Source organism: Devosia sp. CAU 1758 (genome assembly GCF_054482695.1).
Genome location: NZ_JBTLRJ010000005.1, coordinates 174,665 through 197,408, shown reverse-complemented (window position 1 = coordinate 197,408; position 22,744 = coordinate 174,665). Strand labels below are relative to the sequence as shown.

At 62.8% G+C, this 22,744-nt stretch carries 22 protein-coding genes; 11 read left to right on the top strand and 11 right to left on the bottom strand.

From position 1 onward, the window contains the following. Positions 1-213: 213 nt before the first annotated feature. From ACXYMS_RS16870 to ACXYMS_RS16845, 6 genes are all read left to right on the top strand, one after another. The gene (locus ACXYMS_RS16870; protein WP_458907985.1) at positions 214-960 is read left to right on the top strand and encodes a sulfite exporter TauE/SafE family protein; all 747 of its coding nucleotides are present in this window, start codon (positions 214-216) and stop codon (positions 958-960) included. Positions 961-986: 26 nt separating this feature from the next. Next, the gene (locus ACXYMS_RS16865; protein WP_458907984.1) at positions 987-1,898 is read left to right on the top strand and encodes a LysR family transcriptional regulator; all 912 of its coding nucleotides are present in this window, start codon (positions 987-989) and stop codon (positions 1,896-1,898) included. 124 nt (positions 1,899-2,022) lie between these two features. Further along, positions 2,023-2,925 carry a siderophore ABC transporter substrate-binding protein gene (locus ACXYMS_RS16860; protein ID WP_458907983.1) on the top strand — a complete coding sequence of 301 codons (903 nt, stop codon included), beginning with the start codon at positions 2,023-2,025 and terminating at the stop codon, positions 2,923-2,925. Positions 2,926-2,992: 67 nt separating this feature from the next. After that, entirely contained in the window at positions 2,993-3,955 is a 963-nt protein-coding gene (locus ACXYMS_RS16855) for an ABC transporter permease (protein WP_458907982.1), read from the top strand. Beyond that, entirely contained in the window at positions 3,948-4,928 is a 981-nt protein-coding gene (locus tag ACXYMS_RS16850) for an iron chelate uptake ABC transporter family permease subunit (protein ID WP_458907981.1), read from the top strand. Before ACXYMS_RS16855 ends, ACXYMS_RS16850 begins: the two co-directional genes overlap by 8 nt. Next, complete coding sequence (locus tag ACXYMS_RS16845) at positions 4,925-5,683, top strand: iron ABC transporter ATP-binding protein (RefSeq protein ID WP_458907980.1); 759 nt, start codon at positions 4,925-4,927, stop codon at positions 5,681-5,683. The genes ACXYMS_RS16850 and ACXYMS_RS16845 overlap by 4 nt, the downstream gene beginning before the upstream one ends. Here the strand turns inward: ACXYMS_RS16845 and ACXYMS_RS16840 are convergent. Beyond that, the gene (locus ACXYMS_RS16840) at positions 5,664-7,412 is read right to left on the bottom strand and encodes a diguanylate cyclase (RefSeq protein ID WP_458907979.1); all 1,749 of its coding nucleotides are present in this window, start codon (positions 7,410-7,412) and stop codon (positions 5,664-5,666) included. The genes ACXYMS_RS16845 and ACXYMS_RS16840 overlap by 20 nt on opposite strands. Positions 7,413-7,481: 69 nt before the next feature. Beyond that, positions 7,482-8,312 carry a sugar phosphate isomerase/epimerase family protein gene (locus tag ACXYMS_RS16835; RefSeq protein WP_458907978.1) on the bottom strand — a complete coding sequence of 277 codons (831 nt, stop codon included), beginning with the start codon at positions 8,310-8,312 and terminating at the stop codon, positions 7,482-7,484. 128 nt (positions 8,313-8,440) lie between these two features. Between ACXYMS_RS16835 and ACXYMS_RS16830 the strand changes: the two genes are divergently transcribed. The 3 genes from ACXYMS_RS16830 to ACXYMS_RS16820 are packed head-to-tail and all read left to right on the top strand — an operon-like array spanning position 8,441 to position 10,841. Continuing rightward, positions 8,441-9,937 carry an amino acid permease gene (locus tag ACXYMS_RS16830; protein WP_458907977.1) on the top strand — a complete coding sequence of 499 codons (1,497 nt, stop codon included), beginning with the start codon at positions 8,441-8,443 and terminating at the stop codon, positions 9,935-9,937. Between the two features lie 41 nt (positions 9,938-9,978). Beyond that, positions 9,979-10,431 carry a DUF7662 domain-containing protein gene (locus ACXYMS_RS16825; protein WP_458907976.1) on the top strand — a complete coding sequence of 151 codons (453 nt, stop codon included), beginning with the start codon at positions 9,979-9,981 and terminating at the stop codon, positions 10,429-10,431. Then, complete coding sequence (locus ACXYMS_RS16820; protein ID WP_458907975.1) at positions 10,428-10,841, top strand: type II toxin-antitoxin system VapC family toxin; 414 nt, start codon at positions 10,428-10,430, stop codon at positions 10,839-10,841. Before ACXYMS_RS16825 ends, ACXYMS_RS16820 begins: the two co-directional genes overlap by 4 nt. Here ACXYMS_RS16820 and ACXYMS_RS16815 read toward each other — a convergent pair. The 3 genes from ACXYMS_RS16815 to ACXYMS_RS16805 are packed head-to-tail and all read right to left on the bottom strand — an operon-like array spanning position 10,838 to position 13,086. After that, entirely contained in the window at positions 10,838-11,902 is a 1,065-nt protein-coding gene (locus ACXYMS_RS16815) for a D-TA family PLP-dependent enzyme (RefSeq protein ID WP_458907974.1), read from the bottom strand. The two genes, ACXYMS_RS16820 and ACXYMS_RS16815, sit on opposite strands and share 4 nt — an antisense overlap. Beyond that, positions 11,899-12,675, bottom strand: a complete 777-nt coding sequence (locus tag ACXYMS_RS16810) for an SDR family oxidoreductase (RefSeq protein WP_458907973.1) — start codon at positions 12,673-12,675, stop codon at positions 11,899-11,901. Before ACXYMS_RS16810 ends, ACXYMS_RS16815 begins: the two co-directional genes overlap by 4 nt. Before the next feature lie 27 nt (positions 12,676-12,702). Then, on the bottom strand, positions 12,703-13,086 hold the full coding sequence (locus tag ACXYMS_RS16805; RefSeq protein WP_458907972.1) for a RidA family protein: 384 nt from the start codon (positions 13,084-13,086) through the stop codon (positions 12,703-12,705). Positions 13,087-13,261: 175 nt separating this feature from the next. Between ACXYMS_RS16805 and ACXYMS_RS16800 the strand changes: the two genes are divergently transcribed. Beyond that, positions 13,262-14,719: a M81 family metallopeptidase gene (locus ACXYMS_RS16800; RefSeq protein ID WP_458907971.1), complete on the top strand. Its 1,458-nt coding sequence runs from the start codon at positions 13,262-13,264 to the stop codon at positions 14,717-14,719. A 166-nt stretch (positions 14,720-14,885) separates the two neighbouring features. On the opposite strand, the gene ACXYMS_RS16795 is transcribed toward ACXYMS_RS16800, so the two are convergent. Continuing rightward, a complete protein-coding gene (locus ACXYMS_RS16795; protein ID WP_458907970.1) occupies positions 14,886-15,599 on the bottom strand; it encodes a helix-turn-helix transcriptional regulator in 714 nt (237 codons plus the stop codon). 35 nt (positions 15,600-15,634) lie between these two features. On the opposite strand from ACXYMS_RS16795, the gene ACXYMS_RS16790 reads away from it, so the two are divergent. Next, positions 15,635-16,093 (top strand): YybH family protein, encoded by a 459-nt coding sequence (locus ACXYMS_RS16790; protein WP_458907969.1) that lies wholly within the window; start codon positions 15,635-15,637, stop codon positions 16,091-16,093. Between the two features lie 105 nt (positions 16,094-16,198). Here the strand turns inward: ACXYMS_RS16790 and ACXYMS_RS16785 are convergent, their stop codons facing one another. The 5 genes from ACXYMS_RS16785 to ACXYMS_RS16765 form a co-directional block, all read right to left on the bottom strand. Continuing rightward, positions 16,199-18,214: a beta-N-acetylhexosaminidase gene (locus tag ACXYMS_RS16785; protein WP_458907968.1), complete on the bottom strand. Its 2,016-nt coding sequence runs from the start codon at positions 18,212-18,214 to the stop codon at positions 16,199-16,201. Between the two features lie 164 nt (positions 18,215-18,378). Then, complete coding sequence (locus tag ACXYMS_RS16780; RefSeq protein WP_458907967.1) at positions 18,379-19,245, bottom strand: MurR/RpiR family transcriptional regulator; 867 nt, start codon at positions 19,243-19,245, stop codon at positions 18,379-18,381. 130 nt (positions 19,246-19,375) lie between these two features. Beyond that, positions 19,376-20,452: an ABC transporter ATP-binding protein gene (locus tag ACXYMS_RS16775; RefSeq protein ID WP_458907966.1), complete on the bottom strand. Its 1,077-nt coding sequence runs from the start codon at positions 20,450-20,452 to the stop codon at positions 19,376-19,378. Between the two features lie 74 nt (positions 20,453-20,526). Then, a complete protein-coding gene (locus ACXYMS_RS16770; protein WP_458908022.1) occupies positions 20,527-21,720 on the bottom strand; it encodes an ABC transporter substrate-binding protein in 1,194 nt (397 codons plus the stop codon). Between the two features lie 140 nt (positions 21,721-21,860). Further along, positions 21,861-22,724, bottom strand: a complete 864-nt coding sequence (locus ACXYMS_RS16765) for a carbohydrate ABC transporter permease (RefSeq protein ID WP_458908021.1) — start codon at positions 22,722-22,724, stop codon at positions 21,861-21,863. Positions 22,725-22,744 lie beyond the last annotated feature (20 nt).

Genomic DNA, 22,744 nt, shown 5'->3' with positions numbered 1-22,744 from the left:
GAAAGGGAGAGGCGGGAGGTCCGTCGACCGGCAATCGGGCAAATCAAAAACTTGCCTGCCTATAAAAGTCGCATTGCGCCTTCCATTCAAGATGCAAATTGCGCAAAAAACGCAACGTTACATTGAAATGGTGACATTCGCATGACCCCATGCCCAAAGGGCGATGGCCGAATGGGCGGTGGGAGGTCATCAGTTCAGCAGGAGTGAAAGACCATGTTTCCGCTGCTGACCGCTGCGCTCGTCGCTGTTTCCGTATTCCTCACCTCGACACTTTCAGGTGTGTTCGGCATGGCTGGAGGCCTGGTGCTGCTGGCGATCCTGCTCGCCATGCTGCCAGTGGCCAGTGCCATTGCCGTGCAGGGCGCCATCCAGATCGTCGCCAATGGGTCGCGCGCCTGGTTTTCCCGCGAGCATATCGACTGGCCGGTGCTCGGCGTGATCTGCCTTGGCCTCGTGGCAGCGGCGCTGGTGCTTTATATCGTGCGCTACACACCGGACCTGGCCAGTGTCTGCATCGGCATCGGGCTCATGCCGATCCTCGTGTGGATACCCAAGGATTGGCTGGCGCTTGACGCCAGCAAGCCGCATCATGCCTTTGTCTGCGGCTTGCTCGGTGGCGGGTTGAATCTGGCCGTTGGCGCTTCCGGCCCCACGGTCGACATCTTCTTCATCCGCACTGCCATGGACCGGCGTCGGGTCATCGCCACGAAGGCAGCGACGCAGGTGATCTCACATGCGTCCAAGGTCGTATTCTATGGCGGGCTGGCAACAGCCATCGGTAGCAATGAATGGTTGCTGGTGCTGGTTGCTGCGCCCTTTGCCGTGGCTGGCACCAATCTGGGCTATCATATCCTGCAGCGCATGAGCGATGACGGATTCCGCAAGTGGACCCGCTGGGTCGTTACCGCCATTGGATTATTCTATCTGGCGCGTGGCTTGTCCTTGCTCCTTGGCAGTTGATGGTTATGGTGCCCTTGGGAGACGACATGGCACCATTCGATACCGTTACCGCACGCCTTATCCTGCTGCTTGCCGAGACCGGCTCCATCGGCCGCGCCGCAGAACGGGAAGGCATCGCCTCCTCTGCCGTCAGCCGAAGGGTTTCCGATCTCGAGGGACGACTTGGCGTGGTGCTGTTCGACCGCTCGGCCCATGGGGTCAAGCTGACCAGCGCGGGCGAGGCCTATGCAGAGGGCTGCCGCACGGTGCTGCGGTCAATCGCCGATCTTGATGCCATCATGGATGATTTCGGCTCGGGCCAGCGCGGGAGCCTGAGGCTCGCCTGCACCAGTTCGGCGCTGACCGGACGGCTGCCGGAACTCTTGGCCAAGTTTGCCGCAAAATATCCTGGCATCGAGATTGCCATTGCCGAGATGGGCGCCGCCAAGGCCCTCCTGGCGCTCGACGAAGGCCAGGCCGATATCGCCATTGTTTCGGACAATTACGATTTCTCCCGCTTCGATATCCGCCCCTTCGAAGATGAGCGGATCTGGGTGCTGGTGCCACCCGAGCATGACCTGGCCAGGACCATCGAGCCGCGCAAGTCGGTTGCCTTCGCGACCGTCATTCCCCACGCCATTGTCGGCATCCACCATTCGGGATCGCTGGACCGGCTGCTGAGCGAAGCGGCGGAGAAGGCCGGCAAGCCGATCAACGAAGCGCTGCGGGTGGAAAGCTTCCCGGCGCTGGTGCGCATGGTGGAGGCCGGGTTCGGCATCGGCTTCCTGCGGTCCACGAGCCTACATCTGCTGGCCGGGACGGACCTTGTCTGCGCCCCGCTGTCCGAGCCCTGGGCCATGCGGCAATTGCTGGTGGCGCGGCGCAAGTCCAGCCCGCTCTCAGCGGCGATGAAGAGTTTCGTGGCCCTCTGCGCAGAGACCTATCTGCCCGCGGCGTGACAAATTTCCTGATAACAGACATCATCTTTCTTTTGACAGCTAAAGGCCATCCCGATAGTGAAGCTGACTAGCGCAGTCATGTTTGCGCACAAGCTTTGCAACTTTCAAATCGGAAGCAGAACAGATGACCTTCAGCCGCACCGCCGCCGTGCTCGTCGCCGGCCTTGTCGCCTTGGCCAGCCCGGTCCTGGCCCAGGAAATCACCGTGACCCATGCCCAGGGCGAAACCACTCTGCCGGGCGTGCCCGTCAAGGTCGTCAGCTTTGACTTTGCCGCCATCGAAACTCTGGAAGCTCTGGGCATCGAGATTGCCGGCCTGCCCGGCTCCAACCTGCCGGCGCATCTGGAAAAATATGCGAGCGACGACTACGCCAAGGTGGGCTCGCTGTTCGAGCCGGACTACGAGGCTCTCGCGGCGCTCGAGCCCGACCTGATCATCGTGGCCGGCCGTTCCTCCACTGCCTATCCGGACCTGGCCAAGATCGCCCCGACGGTCGATCTCTCCAATGACTGGACGAACTTCTACGGCTCGATCAAGGCCAATGCCGAGATCGTCGGCCAGATCTTCGACAAGGGTGCCGAAATCGACACGCTGATTGCCGACACCGACGCCAAGGTGGAAGCCACCAAGGCTGCCGCAGCCGATGCCGGCAAGGGCCTGATCGTCCTGACCAGCGGCGCGGAAGTTTCCGCCTATGGTCCAGGTTCGCGCTTCGGCTTCATCCATGACACGCTGGGCGTCACCCCGGTGATCGAGGATGTCGAGGCTGCCACCCATGGCGACGCGATCTCGTTCGAGTTCATCCTTGAAACCAATCCCGACCTGCTGCTCGTGATCGACCGCGATGCGGCCACAGGCCAGGGCGCCGCTGCCGCCATTCTCGACAATGAACTGGTGGCCGAAACCACTGCCTGGAAGAACGGCGCAGTCGTCTATATCGACCCGGTTCGCGCCTATATCGTCAATGGTGGTCTCGTCTCCTTCGGCCTGATGGCCGACCAGGTCACCGAGGCGCTGAGCCAGTAAGCGTCCCCGCCAATTGCCCTCGCCCCGCCGGGCGGGGGCTTTTTGCTTTTCAGGCATTTCCGGCCCCATGCCAAAGTTGCTTCTCGGCGTTCTCGCCATTGCGCTGCTCGCAATCGTCAGCCTCTTCATCGGGGTGAGCGATGTGACGCCGATGAGCCTTATCTCCTCCTCGCCCGAGGACAGGCCCATGCAGGTGCTGCTGATCAGCCGGGTGCCGCGCACCCTGGCGCTGATCCTTTCCGGCTCGGCCCTGGCAGTGGCGGGCCTCCTCATGCAAATGCTGGCGCGCAATCGCTTCGTCGAGCCGGGCACGGCCGGCACGGTGGAGAGCGCGGTCTTCGGCATCCTCATCATCACCATTTTCTGGCCGGGCAGCCCGCTAATCGCCAAGATGCTGGCCGCGACGGTAACCGCACTCATGGGCACGGCGCTGTTCATGCAGATCCTCCGGCGCATTCCGCTGCGCTCGACCCTGATGGTGCCGCTGGTGGGCATCATGCTGGGCGGCGTCATCTCCTCGATCACCGGGTTCTTTGCCTATCGCTACGATCTGCTGCAGACCCTGGGCACCTGGACCATGGGCGATTTTTCCGGCGTGCTGCGCGGGCGTTATGAACTGCTCTATGTCAGCGCGGGCCTGGTCGGCATTGCCTGGCTGGCGGCAGACCGCTTTACCGTCGCCGGGCTGGGGCAGGATTTCACCACCAATCTCGGGCTCAACTATCGCCGGGTGCTGACGCTGGGGCTGACCATCGTGTCCATGGTCACCGCCGTGGTGGTGGTATCGGTGGGCTCCATCCCGTTCCTGGGGCTGATCGTGCCCAATCTCGTGGCCATGGTGGTGGGGGACAATGCGCGCCGCGCCATCCCCTGGATCGTGCTGATGGGGGCCGGTTTCGTGCTCACCTGCGACATTATCGGGCGGTTGATCCGCTTTCCCTATGAAATTCCCATCGGCACGGTGTTCGGGGTGATCGGGTCGGTTCTGTTCCTCTACCTGCTCCTGAGGAAGCGTCCCGCCCATGGCTGAGACCCGCGTCGCTGCCATCCCATTGCTGTCGCCCCGCCAGGTGCTGTTAATCCTTCTGGCACTGACAGCGCTCAGCATTGTCGCCTTCATGGTTATTGGCGCCAAGGGCAGCTGGAGCTTCGTGCTGCCATTTCGGGGCACCAAGGTGTGGGGCATGGTCATGGTCGGGAGCGCCATTGCAGTCGCCACAGTGCTGTTCCAGACCATAACCGCCAATCGTATCCTCAGTCCCGCCATCATGGGCTATGACGCCCTGTTCGGGCTGGTGCGCACGGTGCAGATCTTCTTCCTCGGCGGGCTCAGCTACGCCATGCTGCCCGCACAGTTGCAGTTCGCCTATGAAACGGCGCTGATGGTTGGGCTGTCCACGCTGCTGTTTCGCTGGCTGTTCAACCGGGCGGCCAGCGATCTTTATCTGCTGGTGCTGGTAGGCATCGTCTTTGGCGTCCTGTTCCGCTCCGTCTCGGGATTGATGCAGAGGCTGATCAATCCCAACGACTATGCGGTGCTGCAGGACGTGCTGTTTGCCGGGTTCAACAGCATCGACCAGAGCCTCCTCTTGGTCTCGACCGTCGCGATCCTTGTTGTGGGGGTCTGGGTCTGGCGGCTCTTGCCGGCGCTGGACGTTATGATCCTGGGGCGGGGCAATGCCATCAATCTGGGCGTCAATTACAACCGGATCGTCTCGCAGGTGCTGGTCATCATCGCGATCCTCGTGTCGGTGTCGACGGCACTGGTGGGGCCCGTGACCTTTTTCGGCCTTCTGGTGGCGAACCTCGCCTATCTGGTCATCCGCAGCCATCGCCATGCGCTGATCCTGCCGGCCGCCGTGCTGATCGCCATCTTCGCCCTGATCGGCGGGCAGGTCGTGCTGGAGCGGGTCTTCGGCTACGATACGGCGCTGGCCATCATTATCGAATTTATCGGTGGCGTGGTGTTCATCGCCATGCTGCTCAGAGGAAGCCGCACATGATCCGCACGCAAGCCGTATCGCGCGCCTATGGCGACAATCTGGTGGTCGATAATGTCACACTCGACATTCCGTCGCGCGGCGTCACATCGATCATCGGCCCCAATGGCGCGGGAAAGTCGACACTGCTGTCCATGGTCAGCCGGTTGCTCGACATGAGCGCGGGCAGTGTCACCGTCGATGGCATGGATGTCAGCAAGACGCCCAGCGATGTGCTGGCGCGGCGGCTTTCGATCCTCCGGCAGGATAATCACATTTCGGCTCGCATCAGCGTGCGCGACCTGATCGGGTTCGGCCGCTACCCACATTCGAAGGGCCGGCTGACGGTGGAGGACAAGGCCCATATCGACAAGGCCATCGCCTATCTCGACCTCGGGGCGCTGAGTGACCGGTTTCTCGACGAGCTTTCGGGCGGGCAGCGGCAGCGGGCCTTTGTCGCCATGGTGCTGGCGCAGGACACCGATTACGTGCTGCTCGACGAACCGCTGAACAATCTCGACATGCGCCATGCCATGGGAATGATGAAGCTGATGCGGCGGGCCGCGTCGGACCTCGGCAAGACCGTAGTGCTGGTGCTGCACGACATCAATTTCGCCTCCTGGTATTCGGACCATATCGTGGCCATGAAGGACGGAAAGGTGGCGGCGCAGGGGCCCGTGGCGCAGATGATCCGCCCGGAGGTGCTTGCCGGCATCTACGACATGGACATCAAGGTGCACGAAATCGGCGGACAGCTGATCAGCGTCTATTACGGCTGACCGTGTCGCCCATATCCATAAAGGCCACCACGCAGCCGCGGCCACGCGCCTTGGCGGCATAGCAGGCCGCGTCGGCCTCGCCCATGAAGCCGAGCGGCGAGGCGGGCTGGCCGGCAATGGCCGTGACACCAGCGCTGGCGCCGACGCGATATTCCTGCCCAGCCCAGGAAAAGGCGAGTGCTCCAATGGCGCGAACGATTTTTTCAGCCACCTGGACGCCGTTGTCGACCGGACAATCCTCAAGGATCACCGCGAACTCGTCGCCGCCAATGCGGGCCGCCATGTCGTGACTGCGGCACACGCCCTTTATGGTCTGGGCGACCTGACGAAGCAGCGCATCGCCCGCGGCGTGTCCGGCCGTATCGTTGACGGGCTTGAAACGGTCGAGATCGAGGTAGATCAGGCAATGGGCGCGCTGGCCGTTGCGTGCCCCGGCGATGGTGTCGGACAAGGCCCGCTCGAAGGCGGCGCGATTGGGCAGGCCCGTCAGATCATCATGGGCGGCGGAATGGGCCAGCTGGCGTTGCAGCGCCCGGCTCTGGGTCACGTCCTGGAACACCAGCACGGCGCCGGTCAGCACGCCCCCTTCGCCGATCACCGGCGAAGCCGTGCAGCGGATATCGCGTTGCGGGCCATCGAGGGCACAAAGGACGCTGTCATCGTCGGTTCGGACCTGAGTGGCGCTGCCAAGGCAGGCGAGGACGGGACAGGGCAAGTCGCCATCACTGCTTTCGCTGCGTAGGCGGAACACGTCTGCGGCTGCCTTGCCCGCGGCATCGGCGGCGCGACACCCGGTGAGCTTTTCCGCCGCCGGGTTCATGAAGACCACCCGGCCTTCAAGATCGGTCGAGATCATACCATCGGCCATGGCTTCGAGGGTCACCCGTAGCCTCTGCTTTTCGGCCGCCAGTTCCTGCTCCATCACCTTGATGCGGGTGATATCGGTATCAGTGCCAATGGTACGAATGGGATTGCCCCTGTCGTCCCACTCCACCGGCTTGCCGCGGCTCAGGATCCAGACATAGCTACCGTCGCGTCTACGCTCGCGATATTCGAGCGCGTCGAAATCGCTGTCACCTTTGTCCTGCTTGTCGACATTGGCGATGACATGGGCACGATCATCGGGATGGACCCGTTCGAGCCACTTGTCCTGGTCGCCATCCACCTCTTCTTGGGGCGGAATGCCGCGCATGACGCGCCACATGCGCGAATAGAACATGGTGTCCCTGCGGATGTCGTGATCCCATACGCCCTGGCGAGCACTTTCAAGCGCAAAATTCCAGCGGCTTTCGGACACGGCCAGAGCTTCTTCAGCGCGTTTCTGGAGCTCGATGCTGTTCATCTGCACCAGGATCAGCGGCGGCGTATCGCCATCGGCAGGCAGGATGGTAGCCCCGACCATGGCCCAAATCGGGTAGCCGTCGGCGTGACGCAACTGGTGTTCGCCGCGGCTGACCGACACCTCGCCGCGCAGCAGCCGCTCAAAATGGAGGCGCGTCGCTAGGTTGGTGTCGTCGGAGACCAGATCGGCAAACTGAAACACGTGTCCAGGCTCAGGCCGGTGCCCAAGCAGGTCGGTGAAGGCGGGGTTTGCATAAACCACAATGCCTTGGAGCGTGGTGACCAGCATGCCCAGCGGCGCCGAATCGAGCAGGCGCATGAAGGTCTGCGCCGAGTGCAGAGCATCGGCGGCAAAGGCGTCTTCAGAACTTGCACGTGACGTTGCCATTTCGTCATATTTGCCCTGCGAGCCTTAACAAGTGGCTGCGCGGCGATCACTTTTTTGCCTCGCCGGACTTTATTCTAGACGAGAAAGGATAAAATCCCGCTCCTGAGCCAGCCCGGCCCATTCTGCTGGCTGCCCGGCATCGAAAATGAGCGTATAGGGACCAGTATAGCCGGCCTCCTCGGCTAGACCCACGCACAGGCCATAATCGCCCTCATCCATGCGGCCGCCGTCAAAACCCGCCTTGGCGTGGCACAACTCGGCCCGCGGGAAGATGGATTTGAGGCCCTCATATTTGTCCGCCCCGGTCCAATTGCCGAAATCGGCCAGGAGGCCTACCTGCCCCTCCAGCCGATCCAGCACTTCATGTACGGCGTCGGGGGTCGAGAGCAGGTCGAACCAGTTTTCTGTGACGAGTCGCAGGGGTGAGCCGGCATTGAGGGCCAGCAATTCCCTGAAGCCCACCACCGAGCGCGAGATGGTCTCGGGCGAAGGTTTCTGCTTGCCGGCGATGATGCGGGCATTTTCCGCCCCCAGAGCATTGGCCACATCTATCCAGCCGGCGATCCAGCGTGTATCGCGCTGCCCATGGACCGGGTCGGTCATGTCTCCTGCGTCGATCAGCAGGGTCTGCAGGCGCACGCCGGAGACCTGGAGCTGGTCGCGCAATTCGCCCAGATAGACCGGGTCGCGGCTGCGCAGGTGGAAGGAGACTATTTCCAGCCGGTGATAGCCGTGATTGGCCAATATCGAGGGCAGGCCGAGCAGGGATTCCTCGCCTTCGCCGAACGTGTCGTCCCCCTCGCCCACTGCGTCGGTGGTGAGATCGTGCGGATAGACTGTGCCCAGCGTCCGGTGCAGGGACCAGGTGGATACGGCGATGCGCTGATGGGGATCGGTCATGGGAAGGCTCCTCTTTTCGCAGCAGAGTTTCATGGTGTTCCGGGAGGCGCAAGCGAGACGAAAGCCATTGACTTGGCAAGGCCGCTTGCGCCACCTGCCGCTATCGGGTCAGCGCGGGGGCAGTTGCAATGACAGGAACAAGCAAGCCGGCCGGCGTGGCCTATGCCAGCCGGGGACAGGCCTATTTCGACCGGCGCGGCCTCGTCCGCCATGCCACTGCCTGGCACCTTTGGGCGCTTGGGGTCGGCGCCGTCATTTCGGGACATTTTTCCGGGTGGAACGGTGGCCTCCTGCAAGGCGGCTGGGGCGGCATGCTGCTGGCGACGCTGGTGGTGGGCCTGATGTATCTGGGCCTGACCTTCGCCATTGCCGAAATGAGCCCGGCCCTGCCCCATACCGGGGGCGCCTATTCCTTTGCGCGCACGGCCATGGGCCCATGGGGCGGTTTTCTCACCGGCCTCACCGAAAATGTCGAATATGTGCTGGCGCCAGCGGTCATCGCCTTTTTCATCGGCTCCTACATGACCGGCATTTTCGAGACGCCAGAGGCGTGGCAGCCGGCCTGGTGGGTGGGATGCTATGTGGTGTTCGTGGGCCTCAACATGTGGGGCGTGGCGCTCAGTTTCCGCGTGACCATGCTGGTGACGCTGCTGGCCTTGGCATGCCTCATGGTGTTCTGGGTTTCGGCGCTGCCCAATATCGACTTTGCCCGCTTCGCGCTCAATGTCGGGCCCGGAGGGGTGGAACTGCCCGAGGGCAATGGTCCCTTCCTGCCCAATGGCATCATGGGCGTTTTCATGGCCATGCCGTTCGCTGTGTGGCTGTTCCTGGCCATCGAGCAATTGCCGCTGGCGGCCGAGGAGAGCATGGACCCAAAGCGCGACATGCCGCGCGGAATCCTGCTGGGCTTTCTCACCCTGTTCGTGTCCGCGCTGGCCGTGCTCACCCTCAATCCGTCAGTTGTGGGGGTGGGGTCCTTTGCGCTGGGCAATTCGGGTGAGCCGCTGCTGGACGGGTTCCGCGCCATCTATGGGGATGGCCTGGCCAAGGTGCTGGCGCTGGTGGCGGTGCTGGGACTGGTTGCCTCGTTTCACACCGTGGTATTCGCGCAGGGTCGGCAGATCTTTTCATTAAGCCGGGCCGGCTACTTCCCCACCTTTCTCTCGCTCACCCATGACCGGCGCCGCACGCCGCACCTGGCGATGGTGTTCGGCGCTATTGTGGGGCTGGGCGTGCTCTCGGCGATCTGGTTCCTGGCGGGCGAAGAGCGTCGCGGCTCGATCATCGGCTTTACCCTTCTCAACATGGCGGTGTTCGGCGCCATGTTGAGCTATATCATGCAGGCGGTGAGCTTTATTCTCCTGCGCCGCAACCTGCCCGATATCGAACGCCCCTTCCGCAACCCATTGGGCGTGCCCGGCGCGGTCGCCACCATAATCATTGCCGCCATCACGCTCTGGTTCCAGGTCGCAGGCGATCCGACCTATCGCGCCGGCATCATTGGCGTGTGCCTGTGGTTTGGCGTCTGCGTCGCCTATTTCGCCATGTTCGGGCGGCATCGCCTCATCCTCTCGCCGGAAGAGGAGTTTGCGCTTGAGCACGGAAAGGCGGGGCGACAAAATTGACAATTGGCCTTGTACTTACTATTGTAAGTGGCGAGGTTACAATGTCAAAGTACAGTCCACTGAGGCAGTATCTGGAGCGGGCAAAGGGACGTGTCGCACTCTCCTTCCCGGAGATTGAACGCATTCTGGGATTCACGCTGCCTAGGTCAGCGCGACTTTACGCGGCCTGGTGGAGCAATAGCGGCGGCACCCATGTTCAATCGTCCGCATGGCAGGGGGCGGGATACGACACCCAACTTGTGGACCTGAAGAACCAGACCATCCAATTCGTGCCGACAAGCAGGGAGGGGTTCAGCGAAATGGAGCAGGCCAGTTTTGCCAGCAAGGCGCCGTCCAAACCATTGAAGCACCCGCTCCTGGGCTGCATGAAGGGCACAAGCATCGTCATGCCCGGCGTCGACCTGACCGAACCGGCAGACCCCGATTGGGGCAAGGTTTATGACGATGATTACGGGGACGAATTCTTCCCCTCGACGGGATCAAAACCCGATTGACCCAATTGCTGCTCGACACCTGTGCCCTGATCTGGATGGCCGAAGAGGCAGACCTGGCGCCAGAGGCGGTAGCGGCCATGAACGCCGCCTTTGAGGAGGACCGCCCCGTCAGCGTGTCGCCCATTTCGGCATGGGAACGCGCGCTGCTGATCGCCAAGGGACGCCTGGCGTCTCCCCTGCCGCCGAAAGTCTGGTTTGACCGTGTCGTGGCTTCGGGGTCGCTCAGCCTGACTGCACTATCGCCCGAAATCCTCACCGACGCCTCGTTCCTGCCCGGTGTCATCCATAAAGACCCGGCAGACCGGATCATCATTGCGACCGCGCGGGCGCTGGACATGACCATCGTCACGCGGGACGCCCACATCCTGCGTTACGCCGCGCAAGGCCATGTTCGGGCGCTGGCCTGCTAATCCACCCGGCCGCGGGCAGCCACGTCGAGCGTTTCCAGAAGGTCCCCATTGCGGATCAGGTTGACCTTGTCGAACAGGTTGGTCACCGGGCAGCAGTGATTTGGGACGATGCGGATGACATCGCCGATTTTCGGCCTGGTCGCGCAAGCCGAGAGGTCGATTGTGCCGTGTTCCTCGCTGAGGCCGACGACTTTGGCGTCGGGGTATTCGACCACATGGCCGTGGCCCTGCAAGCCCAGCAGATCGCTCGTCAGGGACTTGGAGCCGGCGTCAATGATGGCGCGGTTTTCGGTGGGGCGAGAGACAACCGTGGCGAGCACGGTCAGGGCGCAGTCATCGAATGTGGCGGCGCCGGCGGCGACCTGGGAGCGGTCCATATAGATATAGGTGCCAGGGCGGTATTCGGTGGCGACGCGGGCCGCCTCGTCCATGTGCCAGATATCGGGTGTGCCGCCGGTGGTGATGGCGGGGAGATCGACATTTTCTGCAGCGAACAGCGCACTGGCCTCGGCCAGCCATTGCGCCGCCTGCTGGTACTTTCCGGCGGCCGGATAGGTCATCAGTCCGGCAAAGGCGAGGCCCGACGCGGCGATGATCTGGCGGGCCAGTTCGAGCGCCGCTTCGGGCGACTGAACCCCGCAGCGGCCCATGCCGGTGTCGCATTCGACGAAAACTCCAAGCGGGCGGGTGGGATCGGTGAACGTTCCGGCAAGGCCTGCGACACAGGCGGCACTATCGGCGACGGTTCGGATGGTCACCCGCTGATGCAAATTATGCAGGCGTTTGAGCTTGGCTGCGCCGATGATGTTGAAGGTCAGCAGCAGGTCGGTGAGGCCGGCATCGGCCATGATTTCGGCCTCCCCCAGTTTCTGCACCGTGATGCCGACGGCGCCCAGTTCCACCTGACGCCTGGCGAAGAACGGCAGCTTGTGGGTCTTGATATGAGGCCTGAGCGCGATGCCGGCCTTGTTGGCGGCGTCCTGGGCACGGCGGAGATTGGCCTCGGCGCGGTCGATGTCGATGAGGACAGCGGGGGTGTCCAGTTCGGAAAAATGGGTCATTGCGCCCTCAGGACCTCGTTGACGAAGCGATGATTGCCGGCGGTGAGACCGGCGTCGACGGGGATGGTGACCCCGGTCACGCCCGAGGCCGCATCCGACGCCAGGAACAGGGCGGCATTGGCAACTTCGAGCGGGCTCACCATACGGCCCAGGGGGTAGTGTGGCAGCACCTTGTCGAGGAGATGCGGATCGGCCGCCAGCCGATGGTCCCAGGCGGGGGTGCGAACGGAACCGGGCGCCACGACATTGGCCCGTACGCCCTGGCCACCGCGTTCCACGGCAATGGCTCTGGCATAGGCAATCAGCCCGGCCTTGGCCGCCGAATAGGCCGGATTGCCGAAGTGCTGGAGCGCGTTGACCGAGGAGATGAACACCACATTGCCCGAACCGCGCTGGGCCATGGCCCTAGTGAGCGGATCGACCAATGCATAGGCGCCGTTGAGATTGATCGCCATTTCGCTGGCCCAGACATCGTCGTCCAGCTGACCCAGATGCTCGGCGCGGGTGAAGCCGGCATTGGCGATGACCGCATCGACCACGCCATGGGCAGCGATATCGGCGAGAATGGCCGCGCGGGTGGATTTGGCGTCGGCCTGATCGACGGCGATTGTGCGGGTGAGCGGCAGGCCATCGAGCATAGAGGCTTCGCGGTCAGCGCCAACAACAAGAGCACCGGCGGCGCGGAAGGTTTCCACCAAGGTGCGGCCAATGCCGCCACCGGCGCCGGAGATGAGGACGGTCTTGCCGTCGAGGCGGAAGGGACTGGCTGTCATTGGACGTTCCTTTTGAGGGGTTTCCCCTCACGGCCCCTTATAGGCCACGCATTCGATCTCGACCTTGCAGTCGACCATCATGTGGCTTTGCACGCAGGCGCGGGCCGGGGGGTGCTCGCCGAAATAGGATTTATAGACGGCGTTGAAGCTCCAGAAATCGCGCGGATCGTCGAGCCAGACGCCGCAGCGCACCACGTGCTCGAGCCCGTAGCCGGCCTCTTCGAGAATGGCGATGACGTTCTTTATGGTGCGATGAGTCTGCTCGATGATCCCGGTGCCGACGATTTCGCCGTCCTGCATGGGCACCTGGCCCGAGACATAAAGCCAGCCGCCGGCTTCGACGGCGCGGGCGAAAGGCAGGTTCTGGCCACCGGCCCCGGATTTGTCCGCTCCATAGCGCTTGATCGGCATTCTGCTCTCCTTTGATGAAACTCAGTTTCTTCTCTGGCGGGTTTTATAGCTTAATTTCCGCATTTCGGGGATATTCCTCACCACGAAATGTAAATTTCTTACGTGAATCCCCTTGCTTCATGGTGTAGCCTGACACGCGATCCACCTGCGCCAATTTCATCCGGAAATCAGAGCCTTGCGCCTTTTTACCGCCGCCCTTGCCACCGAGACCAATACGTTTTCGCCCATTGCGATCGACAAGCGGGCATTCGAGGCGTCGCTGCATGCCAAGCCGGGGCAGCATCCGGTGACCCCGACATTGTGCACCGCGCCCATTACCGTGGGTCGCGAGGTGTGCGCGCGTGAAGGCTGGACCCTTATCGAGGGCACGGCAAGCTGGGCTGATCCGGCGGGGCTAGTGGCCCAGGCGACCTATGAGGAGTTGCGGGACGAGATCATCGGCCAATTGCATGCCGCCATGCCGGTGGACGGGGTGGTGCTGGGCCTCCATGGCGCCATGGTGGCGCAGGGCTATGACGATCCGGAGGGGGATCTGCTGACGCGCATCCGTGCCATTGTCGGCCCAGACGTGCTGATCTGCGCCGAACTCGATCCGCATAGCCACCTGACGGCAAAACGCGCCGAGGCGGCCAACTTCTTCGTTTATTTCAAGGAATTTCCGCATACCGATTTTGTCGACAGGGCGCGCGACCTGTGGTCCATCGCGGTGCGGGCGCTGAAGGGCGAAATCAAGCCGGTGATGAGCATTTTCGACTGCCGGATGATCGACGTCTTTCCCACATCCAAGCAGCCTATGCGGGGCTTTGTGGATAATCTGGTGGCGCTCGAAAAATCCGAGCCGGGCCTGCTTTCGCTTTCAGTGGTGCATGGCTTCATGGCTGGTGACGTGCCGGAAATGGGCACGAGGCTGGTGGCCATCACCGACAACCAGCCTGAAATGGGGGCGGCTCTGGCGGAACGGTTGGGGCGCGATCTCTATGCCATGCGCGGCACGTTCATGGTCAGCCAGGTGGACGAAAAGACCGCCGTTGAGGCCGCCATCACCGCGCCCAGGGGGCCGGTGGTGATTGCCGATGTGTGGGACAATCCCGGCGGTGGCACGGCGGGCGACGCCACCATCATCCTTGATGAACTGATCGCGCGCCGCGTGACCGACGTGGCCGTGGGCACGATCTGGGATCCCATCGCGGTGCAGATATGCTTTGCCGCCGGTGAAGGCGCGGACATTCCGCTGCGCTTCGGCGCCAAGTCGGCACCGATGACCGGCAACCCCATCGACAAGCAGGTGACGGTCAAGCGCCTGGTGCGCGACGCGCAGATGAAGTTCGGCGACAGCTTTGCGCCCTTTGGCGATGCGGCATGGATCCACTTTGACGGGATCGACGTGATTCTCAATTCGACCCGCGCGCAGAGTTTCGACCCGAGCCTGTTCTCGGCGCTGGGCATTAATCCGACATCGCGCAAAGTGCTGCTGATCAAGTCGACCAACCACTTCTACGACTCGTTTTCCCGAATCGCCTCGGAGATCGTCTATTGCTCGGCGGGCAAGCCCTATCCCAACCGTCCGGCGGAGACGGATTACCGCAAGGCGCGGCGGGACATCTGGCCGATGGTGGATAACCCTTGGGGCTGACGCAGTCCCGTTCTTTCCGGTGGAGAGATTGAAGCGGCAAGGCCATAAGAACTATGCTCGAATGCCGGGGGATTTTGAATGGCTTCGCCTCGGACGACATCCCCCTCACCCGTCTCGGGCTTCGCCCGATCCACCCCATCCCCCGATGGGGGTGAGGGGTGGGCCGCTAGACTGGCTGCCCCTTTTCCTGCGCCAGGCAATCCGCAAAGCGCCTGCCCCGCTCATGCCGAAACGTTTTGCCGGTCTCCGCGGCGCTCGCGATGCGATCCACGCGCAGATGGCGGAATGCCTGGGAGCGCTCGCACCAAATGGTCAGCAGCCAGACGGCATCAAACATGGTCAGGCCTAGTGGCCGCGCCAGACGCTCGGTGACGCGCCCCGACAAATCCCGATAGTGAATATGCAGGACCCGCCGGTCCCGCACAGCCAGTCGCAACCGGTCCAGAGCCGGCGCTGGTGTCGCGGCACTAGGTCCAACTTCCATGGGTACGTCGAGCAATGCCGCCCGGTCCTCATCGCCCACAGCCGAAGCGAGCTTGGCCAGGGCTGAAGCGGCGGCCTGGGCCAACCCATCACCACCTCGCGCTGCAGCCAGGCGCGCGCCGAAGGCCAGGGCTTCGATTTCATCGGGCGTGAGGTGCAGCGATGGCATGAAATAGCCGTGGTCCATGACATAGCCGACGCCACCCTCGCCGCGAATGGGTGCACCGAGCGCCTGCAGGTCCGCAAGGTCGCGATAGACGGTGCGCAGCGAAACGCCCATCTCGCGGGCGAGCACTTCAGCACTCACCGGCACGCGCCGCACCCGCAGGCGATCAAGCAGATCGAAGAGCCGAAACAGACGCATGGACACCCTGCCGGTTTCTGTCAGTGCAGGCATCTATGACATGGGCGTCCACGAAAAAGGAGGGGCCGATGCGCCCGTTTCTGATGGCGGCCGCCATGGCTGCCGCGATGATCCCTGCCCTCACTCATGCCCAGGAGACGACTTCGATGTCCGACGAGACTGCCATTCTTGAAACCATCAAGACCATGACCGATGCCTTCGCCCTGGGGGACATCGACACGATCATGTCCACCTATGCCGATCCGGCCAGCGTGGTCGCCGCGCCCGGCCAGACCGTCAGCGGCGACGGCTCACTGCGTGCCATGTTCGCCGACTTCGTGGCATCGGGGGTCAAGTTCACCTATGGCGCCCATGAGGTCGTCGTCTCGGGTGATGCCGCGCTACACCTGATGGCATGGGAGGCGCCAGGTCCGGACAATCAGCTCATGCGGGCGCTGTCCGTGGCCGTCCTGCTCCGACAGCCAGACGGCACCTGGAAGATGGTCATCGACCATCCCTTTGGCGACACTGTGATGGCTACAAAATGAACCAGGGGGCTCCGGCCCCCTGCACTTATTCTTACTCGGCCGCCATTCGAGCATAGCTCTCATGGCCTTCTCGCCTAAAATCTCTCCACTGGAGAGATTTTGCCGCTACACGGCCTGCTCGAAGTTACCGTACATGATCGGCATCAGACCGACCATGGACTTGAACCGCTCCCAGCTCTTGCGCTCGGGACGGGTCCAGCCGGCTTCGGCGATGGCCGAGATGCGGGGGAAGACGAGGCGGTCGAAGATGGCGCGGTCGGTCATGCTCTCGGACCAGATGCAGCTCTGGACGCCCAGCAGATGCTTCAGGCCCTGTTCGGAGAAGCCGGCCCGAGCTTCGAATTCATAGGTTTCCTGGGGACCAGACCAGCCGGCCCAGCCGGCGCCCGGCTCGGCCCAGTTCACGCCATTGGCCATGTCGAGATAATAGCGCTGGCCGGGCGAGACGACGATGTCGAAACCGCGTTCGGCGAGGGCCGCGTTGATCTCCACATTGCGCCAGCCGATGACATAGGCCTTGTCCTTGTCGACTGCATCGCCATGGGCCGCCTCTTCCCAGCCGCCGGTGATGGCGCCCTTTGAGGCGATATAGCGGTGCACGCGGCGGATAAACTCGGCCTGGATGATTGCGGTGGGCGAGCCTTCGATCTCGTCGGCGCCGTGGTGATTGCCGAGCTGGTTGAACTGGGCCTCGTGCTTGCTCCGCATGGCAGGGCCGGCCATCTGCTCGATCATGTCGAGCGCCAGCGGCGAGCCGGACCAGGCGGCCAGCGGCACTTCGTCGGCGCCCAGATGGAAGATGCCGGCAGGGAAAAGGTCGAGCACTTCATCGACAATGGTCTCGACGAAGCGATAGACCGGCTCGTGAGCGGGGTTGAGGCTGTTGTTCGGGAAGCCCTGGACCGACTGGTATTCTCCCTTTTCATCAGGGTCGCGCAGTTCGGGCAGTGCCTGGAGAGCCGCGTAGAAATGGCCCGGCATGTCGATTTCGGGGATGACGGAAATGGCCAGATCATCGGCCAGGGCGACGATCTCGCGAACGACCTTCTTGGTGTAAAAGCCGCCCGTGGGCTGCGGGCCGGAGCCCAGTAGCGGCGGCAGGGCCTTGCCGTGACCGCGCCAGGCGGCGATCTCTGTCAGTTGCGGATAGGCGTCGATTTCGAGGCGCCAGGCTTCGTCCTCGGTCAGGTGCCAGTGGAACTTGTTCATCTTGTTCCAGGCCATAAGACGGATGAGGCGGCTGACTTCGGCGCCGGTATAGAATTGGCGCGCGACATCGAGATGGCTGCCACGGAAAGAAAAGCCGGGTTCGTCGCTGATCGTGCCACCGGTGGGGAAGGTGAAGGTGCCCGGATATTGGCGCGCGCCGCGCAGCATGTGACCGAGGGTCACGAGACCGTAAAACATGCCCTGCCTTGTGGTGGCCGAAACCGTAGCATTGTCTTCGGCAAAGGCGATTTCATAGGCCTCGGCGCCAAGGCCTGCCGTTTCCACGACCTGCACCGGCATGCCCGCTTCCGAGGCAGGACGGACGATGGCTTCGACCGGGAACAGTTCGGCGGTGAGATCAGTAAAGGCGGCAGCGGCGCGGCTTGCCAATTCGCCTTCGGGCACCAGATCGAAACCGACCGGGGCAATGCGGCTGCCGGTGGTAGCGACATGGTTGGGCCAGGGGATGATGGAATGGGGGACCGGTGCCTTGGCCGGAACGGGGAAGCGGGCGGCGCCCTTCAGAAGCGGCGAATTGTGGCCCTTGCCCTGGGTGGGCGCGGTGGGGATGGCGACGATGGCGCCATCCTCAAGCACCACATAGGCCGCATTGGCACCATCGCTCCAGTGGCGGAGGCCATAGGAGAGGCCGCGGGCCGTTGACGTCCAGGTCTCACCCGGTTGCAGCACAAAGCCATCTGGCGGGGCGATCAGCGTGTGGTTGGAGAGGCGCTTCAGGAGCTTGCCATTTTCCAGCGTTGCATGCGGATCGATGCGGGCGGGGCCGGAGAAGCCGAGCTGAAAATTGCTGACCGGGGTGTCGCCATTATTGGTCAGTTCCAGGCCATAGCCGAGCGGCTCGCTATCGGTTTCGGGGGACCATGTGGTGACGAGGGAGAAACTATTGGGCATGGAAGACTCGTTTTTAACCTGTTGGCACGCCCTCGTGGTTCAAGGCTCGTGAAGAACTCGCACCTCACCATGAGGGCTATTATGAAAGCAGCGCTCCAGCAGTCCTCATGTTGAAGCGGGAGCGCAGCGACCCTCGAACCACGAGGGCGTGGCACGCTGACACATCAATCCCCCAGCGGCTGGGCGTCGTCGCCGTCGCGGTTGACGACGAGTTGGTGCTTGATGCGTCGCATGCTGGCGACGGCGGATGTGCCGAGCCGAGCCGCAATGGTCTGGCTGAGGATGTCGAGCGTGGCGAGGAAGGCGTAGCGGCCGGGCGTGGGCCGGAGAATGTCCTGGTTCTCCCGCCAGTGTACCGGCAGGAGAATATCGGCCTGCTCGGCCATGAGCGAGCCCGGGCGCGAGACCACCACGCGGGTCATGCCATATTCGCCGCCAACGGCCAGTGCTCTGATCAGCGGCAGGTTATTGCCAGAGAGCGAGAAGGCCATCAGCACCGTGCCCGAGGGGGCCGACGCGGCCCGCATCATCTGCACCTGGTGATCGGTGGAAGCGGTCACCTTGAGGCCAAGACGGAACAGCCGTGCCTCGGTCTCGTTGGCCATCATCGAGGACGAACCGCCCGAACCGAAGCTGAGCACAAAACTGGATTTGCAGATGGATTCGGCGGCCCGCTCGATGGCGTCGAAATCGATGCTGTCAAAGGCGTCATAGATGGTGGACTGGATGCCGTTGACCACGCCCTGGGCAATTTCGCGCACGCTCGATGGGCCGGAGGCGGGGGCGAAGTAACGCTGACCGACAAAACGGGACTGGGCCAGCCGCACCTTGAAATCGGCATAGCTGTCGCAGCCTAGGCGCCGGCAGAAGCGGGTGACAGTGGGCGGGGAGACATCGGCGTGGGCGGCCAGGTCGACAATGCTCATCTTGAGCACGCGGTCGACATCGGCCAGCACGATTTCGGTTAGGGCCCGCTCGGAGCGGGTGAACGCATCCTTTTCGGTTTGCAGCAGCCCCACGATATCCAGCATCTTGCGTCCCCCTCACCCGGCCCGGCGGACTGGACTGTTTCACCGGTCGTGGAAACAGTGAAACAGTCCAAGTCTTTGTTTTGTCGCGTTTCCGAACCGCAAAACCGTTGCCACTTTTGCTGGAAACGCTCTAGTACACGGCCAGTCCCCTGGCGTCGAACAGATGCACCTGGGCGGCATCGAAGCCGACGCGGATGGTCTTGCCATCCTCAAGGTCGGGATTGCCCTCGAACAGCCCTATAAAGTTCTCGCCACCCGGAAGCGTCGAATAGGTGATGGTGTGGATGCCCAGTTGCTCGACAATATTGGGGGTGGTCTGAAGCGTGAACTGGCCCTGATTGAGGGTCAGATGTTCGGGGCGGATGCCCAGGGTCACGTCCTGACCGGCAATGGTGGTGCTGCTGCGCGGCAGTTCAATTGCGCCAAGGCTTCCCAGGTCGACGGTGAGCGTGGTGCCATTGGCGGCGCGCACCTTGCCGGCAATGAAGTTCATCCTGGGCGAGCCGATAAAGCCGGCCACGAAGAGATTGTCGGGCTTGTGATAAAGCTCGAGCGGGCCGCCGATCTGGCTGATCTCGCCGGCATTGAGCACCACAATCTTGTCGGCCATGGTCATGGCTTCGATCTGGTCATGGGTCACATAGATCATGGTGGAGCCGAGACGCTTGTGCAGTTCCATCAGCTCGATGCGCATTTCCGAGCGGAGGGCCGCGTCGAGATTGGAGAGCGGCTCGTCGAACAAGAAAATCTTGGGCTGGCGGACGATGGCGCGGCCGATGGCGACGCGCTGACGCTGGCCACCCGAGAGCTGGCCCGGGCGGTGCTGCAAACGGTTTTCAAGCTGAAGCACCTTGGCGGCGGCCTGGATCCGGTCATCGACTTCCGCCTGGGGCAATTTTTCGACGCGCAGCGGGAAGGCGATGTTCTCGTAGACGCTCATATGCGGATAGAGCGCATAGGACTGGAACACCATGGCGATGCCGCGCTGCACGGGCGGCAGGTCGTTGACGACGTTGCCACCGATCTCGATCTCCCCGGCGCTGACATCTTCGAGGCCGGCAATCATGCGCAACAGTGTGGACTTGCCGCAGCCCGATGGGCCCACGAACACCACGAACTCGCCCTCGGACACGTCCAGGTCGATGCCCTTGATGATACGGGCTTCGTTGAAGGACTTTTCGAGGCGCTTGAGGTTCAGTTGCGACATGGTTCGCATCTCCGCAGAGAAAAGGAGGGAGAGCCGCCGCCCCGAAGGGCGACGGCTGGAGGTCGGGAGGGACCTTACTTATACTGCTCGAGTTCGGCAGCGGCCTTTTCAAGGGCAGCTTCAGGCTCGGCAGCGCCGGTCACGACGGACTGGACCAGTTCGATCATCACGTTCTGCAGACCGATATAGTCCTCGAACAGCGGCTCGGGGCCACCGAACTCGATGCCGTCCAAGAACGGCTTCCAGTAGGGCTTTTCGGCAACCAGGTCATCGGAGTGGAGCGGGCGCAGCGGGGTCAGGCCCTGGGCCATTTCCGCATCCCACTGACGATCGCCATCGGTGATGAACTTGGCGAGGCTAATGGCCTGCTCTTCGACGCCCGAGCCCTTGAACACGGCAAGCGCGTCGGTGATCAGCAGGGTGCCCGGACCCTTGGCATCCGGGCCGAGCGGAAGCGGAGCGACGCCCCAGTTCATGCCGGCTTCGGTGGCAAGGTTTGCAGCGCCGGGGGAGGCTTCGATCATGGCGACGCCACCGTCGAGCCAGATGGCGCGGACTTCATTCTGCTCGTAAGCGGTCGGGCCTTCTTCCGAGTAGGGAATGATGTCCTTGAGCGCAGTCAGGGCCGCCAGAACCTGCGGGGAATTCAGGGTGATATTGCCATCGGCATCGATCACCGAACCATCATTGGTGTAAACCCAGTGCAGGAACTGGTGCATGGTGTTGTCGAAGGTCTTGGCGACAGCGCCGTAACCGGCGGCATCGGTGTTCTCGGTGATCTGCTTGGCGAAAGCGATCTTTTCTTCCCATGTCTTGGGAGGGGTTTCCGGATCGAGGCCGGCTTCTTCGAACAGGTCCTTGTTCCAGTAAAGGGCCTTGGTGGAGAAGGCGACGGGAACGCCCCACTGGGTGCCGTCGAAGGTGACGGTCTCGGGGACGTAATTGTAGTAGGCAGCCTTTTCTTCGTCGGTCATCGGGACCGGAACGATCAGGTCGTTGATGGCGAACTGCTTGAGGGTGCGCGAGCCGACATAGGCCAAGGCGACCGGGGTGCCGGCGGCAGCCAGCGTCGTCACCTTGTCCTGGCACTGGCCCCAGCCCACGACTTCGGGCGCAACCTTGAAGCCGGGATTGGCGGCTTCCCACTCGGCGAAGTGCTCGGCATAGCCGGCGGTCAGTTCGTCACCGCAGTTGATGAAGGTGATTTCCTTGTCCTGGGCAAAGGCCGCCGGGGCGGCGCCGGCCAGGGCCAGCATGGACACGGCCATCAAACCGATTGTCTTTTTCACTTGTAGTCTCCCTTGATTGCGGGCCCCTCGGCCCTTCCAGAGCCGTTCAGCGTTGGACGCTGGACGATCTCCAAACCCTTGTTTCTTGCGCTGCCGATCCGGGGATCGGACACGCTCCGCTACTGCTTCACGGCGCCGGCGGTGAGACCGGCGACGAGATAGCGCTGCAGGAACACGATAACGATCATGACCGGCAGGATTCCGACAAAAGACGCCGCCATCAGCTCGTTCCAAATCACTTCCTGCTTGCCGAAGAAGGCAAAGAGCCCGATCGGCAACGGCATGAATTCGGTCTTGGAGTTGAAGGTCAGCGCGAAGATGAACTGCTGGGCGTAGGCGCCGATGAAGGTCATGATGGCGACCACCACGATGCCCGGCATGGCCAGCGGCAGGATGACACGGCGCAGGGTATAGAGGCGGGAAGCCCCATCGACCCAGGCGGCTTCGTCCAGCTCGCGTGGAATGCGCATCATATAGGTGCGCAACAGCCAGATGGACGATGGAATGAGGAAGGCGGCACCGGGCACGATCATGGCCCAGTAGGTGTTGAGCAGTCCGAGGGTCCGCATCAGGCGGAACAAAGGGATCAGCAGCACGGCGCCCGAGAACATGTTGACGGCCAGGAACCCGGCCAGCAGCAACCCTGCCCCGGCAAAGTTGAACCGGGCAAAGGCGTAGGCGCCAGGCACAACGATGGCGACCACGATGGCGGTAACGATCGTGGAGATGAAGAAGGAATTGAAGATGTGCATGCCCAGGGCCGGCACCGAGGTCCACATGGTGACATAGGCCTCGAAGGAACCGCTCTTGGGAATGAAGCTGTAGGGGGTCGAGAACAGCTGGGACAAGGGTTTGAGAGAAACCAGGAACCCCTCGATGAAGGGTGCCAGTACGAAGAACAGGAACAGGGCAATACCGGCGTAAAGCGCGACCACTTCGTACCAGGTGTAGCGGTCGATCATCGGGCGGGAGGCGGCCCACATGCCACGCCGGACCTTTGCCT

Bases quoted from the DNA above. Each gene is read 5' to 3' on its own strand.
- ACXYMS_RS16870 (WP_458907985.1), top strand. From the start codon at position 214: ATGTTTCCGCTGCTGACCGCTGCGCTCGTCGCTGTTTCCGTATTCCTC.
- ACXYMS_RS16865 (WP_458907984.1), top strand. From the start codon at position 987: ATGGCACCATTCGATACCGTTACCGCACGCCTTATCCTGCTGCTTGCC.
- ACXYMS_RS16860 (WP_458907983.1), top strand. From the start codon at position 2,023: ATGACCTTCAGCCGCACCGCCGCCGTGCTCGTCGCCGGCCTTGTCGCC.
- ACXYMS_RS16855 (WP_458907982.1), top strand. From the start codon at position 2,993: ATGCCAAAGTTGCTTCTCGGCGTTCTCGCCATTGCGCTGCTCGCAATC.
- ACXYMS_RS16850 (WP_458907981.1), top strand. From the start codon at position 3,948: ATGGCTGAGACCCGCGTCGCTGCCATCCCATTGCTGTCGCCCCGCCAG.
- ACXYMS_RS16845 (WP_458907980.1), top strand. From the start codon at position 4,925: ATGATCCGCACGCAAGCCGTATCGCGCGCCTATGGCGACAATCTGGTG.
- ACXYMS_RS16840 (WP_458907979.1), bottom strand. From the start codon at position 7,412: ATGGCAACGTCACGTGCAAGTTCTGAAGACGCCTTTGCCGCCGATGCT.
- ACXYMS_RS16835 (WP_458907978.1), bottom strand. From the start codon at position 8,312: ATGACCGATCCCCATCAGCGCATCGCCGTATCCACCTGGTCCCTGCAC.
- ACXYMS_RS16830 (WP_458907977.1), top strand. From the start codon at position 8,441: ATGACAGGAACAAGCAAGCCGGCCGGCGTGGCCTATGCCAGCCGGGGA.
- ACXYMS_RS16825 (WP_458907976.1), top strand. From the start codon at position 9,979: ATGTCAAAGTACAGTCCACTGAGGCAGTATCTGGAGCGGGCAAAGGGA.
- ACXYMS_RS16815 (WP_458907974.1), bottom strand. From the start codon at position 11,902: ATGACCCATTTTTCCGAACTGGACACCCCCGCTGTCCTCATCGACATC.
- ACXYMS_RS16810 (WP_458907973.1), bottom strand. From the start codon at position 12,675: ATGACAGCCAGTCCCTTCCGCCTCGACGGCAAGACCGTCCTCATCTCC.
- ACXYMS_RS16805 (WP_458907972.1), bottom strand. From the start codon at position 13,086: ATGCCGATCAAGCGCTATGGAGCGGACAAATCCGGGGCCGGTGGCCAG.
- ACXYMS_RS16795 (WP_458907970.1), bottom strand. From the start codon at position 15,599: ATGCCTGCACTGACAGAAACCGGCAGGGTGTCCATGCGTCTGTTTCGG.
- ACXYMS_RS16790 (WP_458907969.1), top strand. From the start codon at position 15,635: ATGCGCCCGTTTCTGATGGCGGCCGCCATGGCTGCCGCGATGATCCCT.
- ACXYMS_RS16785 (WP_458907968.1), bottom strand. From the start codon at position 18,214: ATGCCCAATAGTTTCTCCCTCGTCACCACATGGTCCCCCGAAACCGAT.
- ACXYMS_RS16780 (WP_458907967.1), bottom strand. From the start codon at position 19,245: ATGCTGGATATCGTGGGGCTGCTGCAAACCGAAAAGGATGCGTTCACC.
- ACXYMS_RS16775 (WP_458907966.1), bottom strand. From the start codon at position 20,452: ATGTCGCAACTGAACCTCAAGCGCCTCGAAAAGTCCTTCAACGAAGCC.
- ACXYMS_RS16770 (WP_458908022.1), bottom strand. From the start codon at position 21,720: ATGGCCGTGTCCATGCTGGCCCTGGCCGGCGCCGCCCCGGCGGCCTTT.
- ACXYMS_RS16765 (WP_458908021.1), bottom strand. From the start codon at position 22,724: ATGTGGGCCGCCTCCCGCCCGATGATCGACCGCTACACCTGGTACGAA.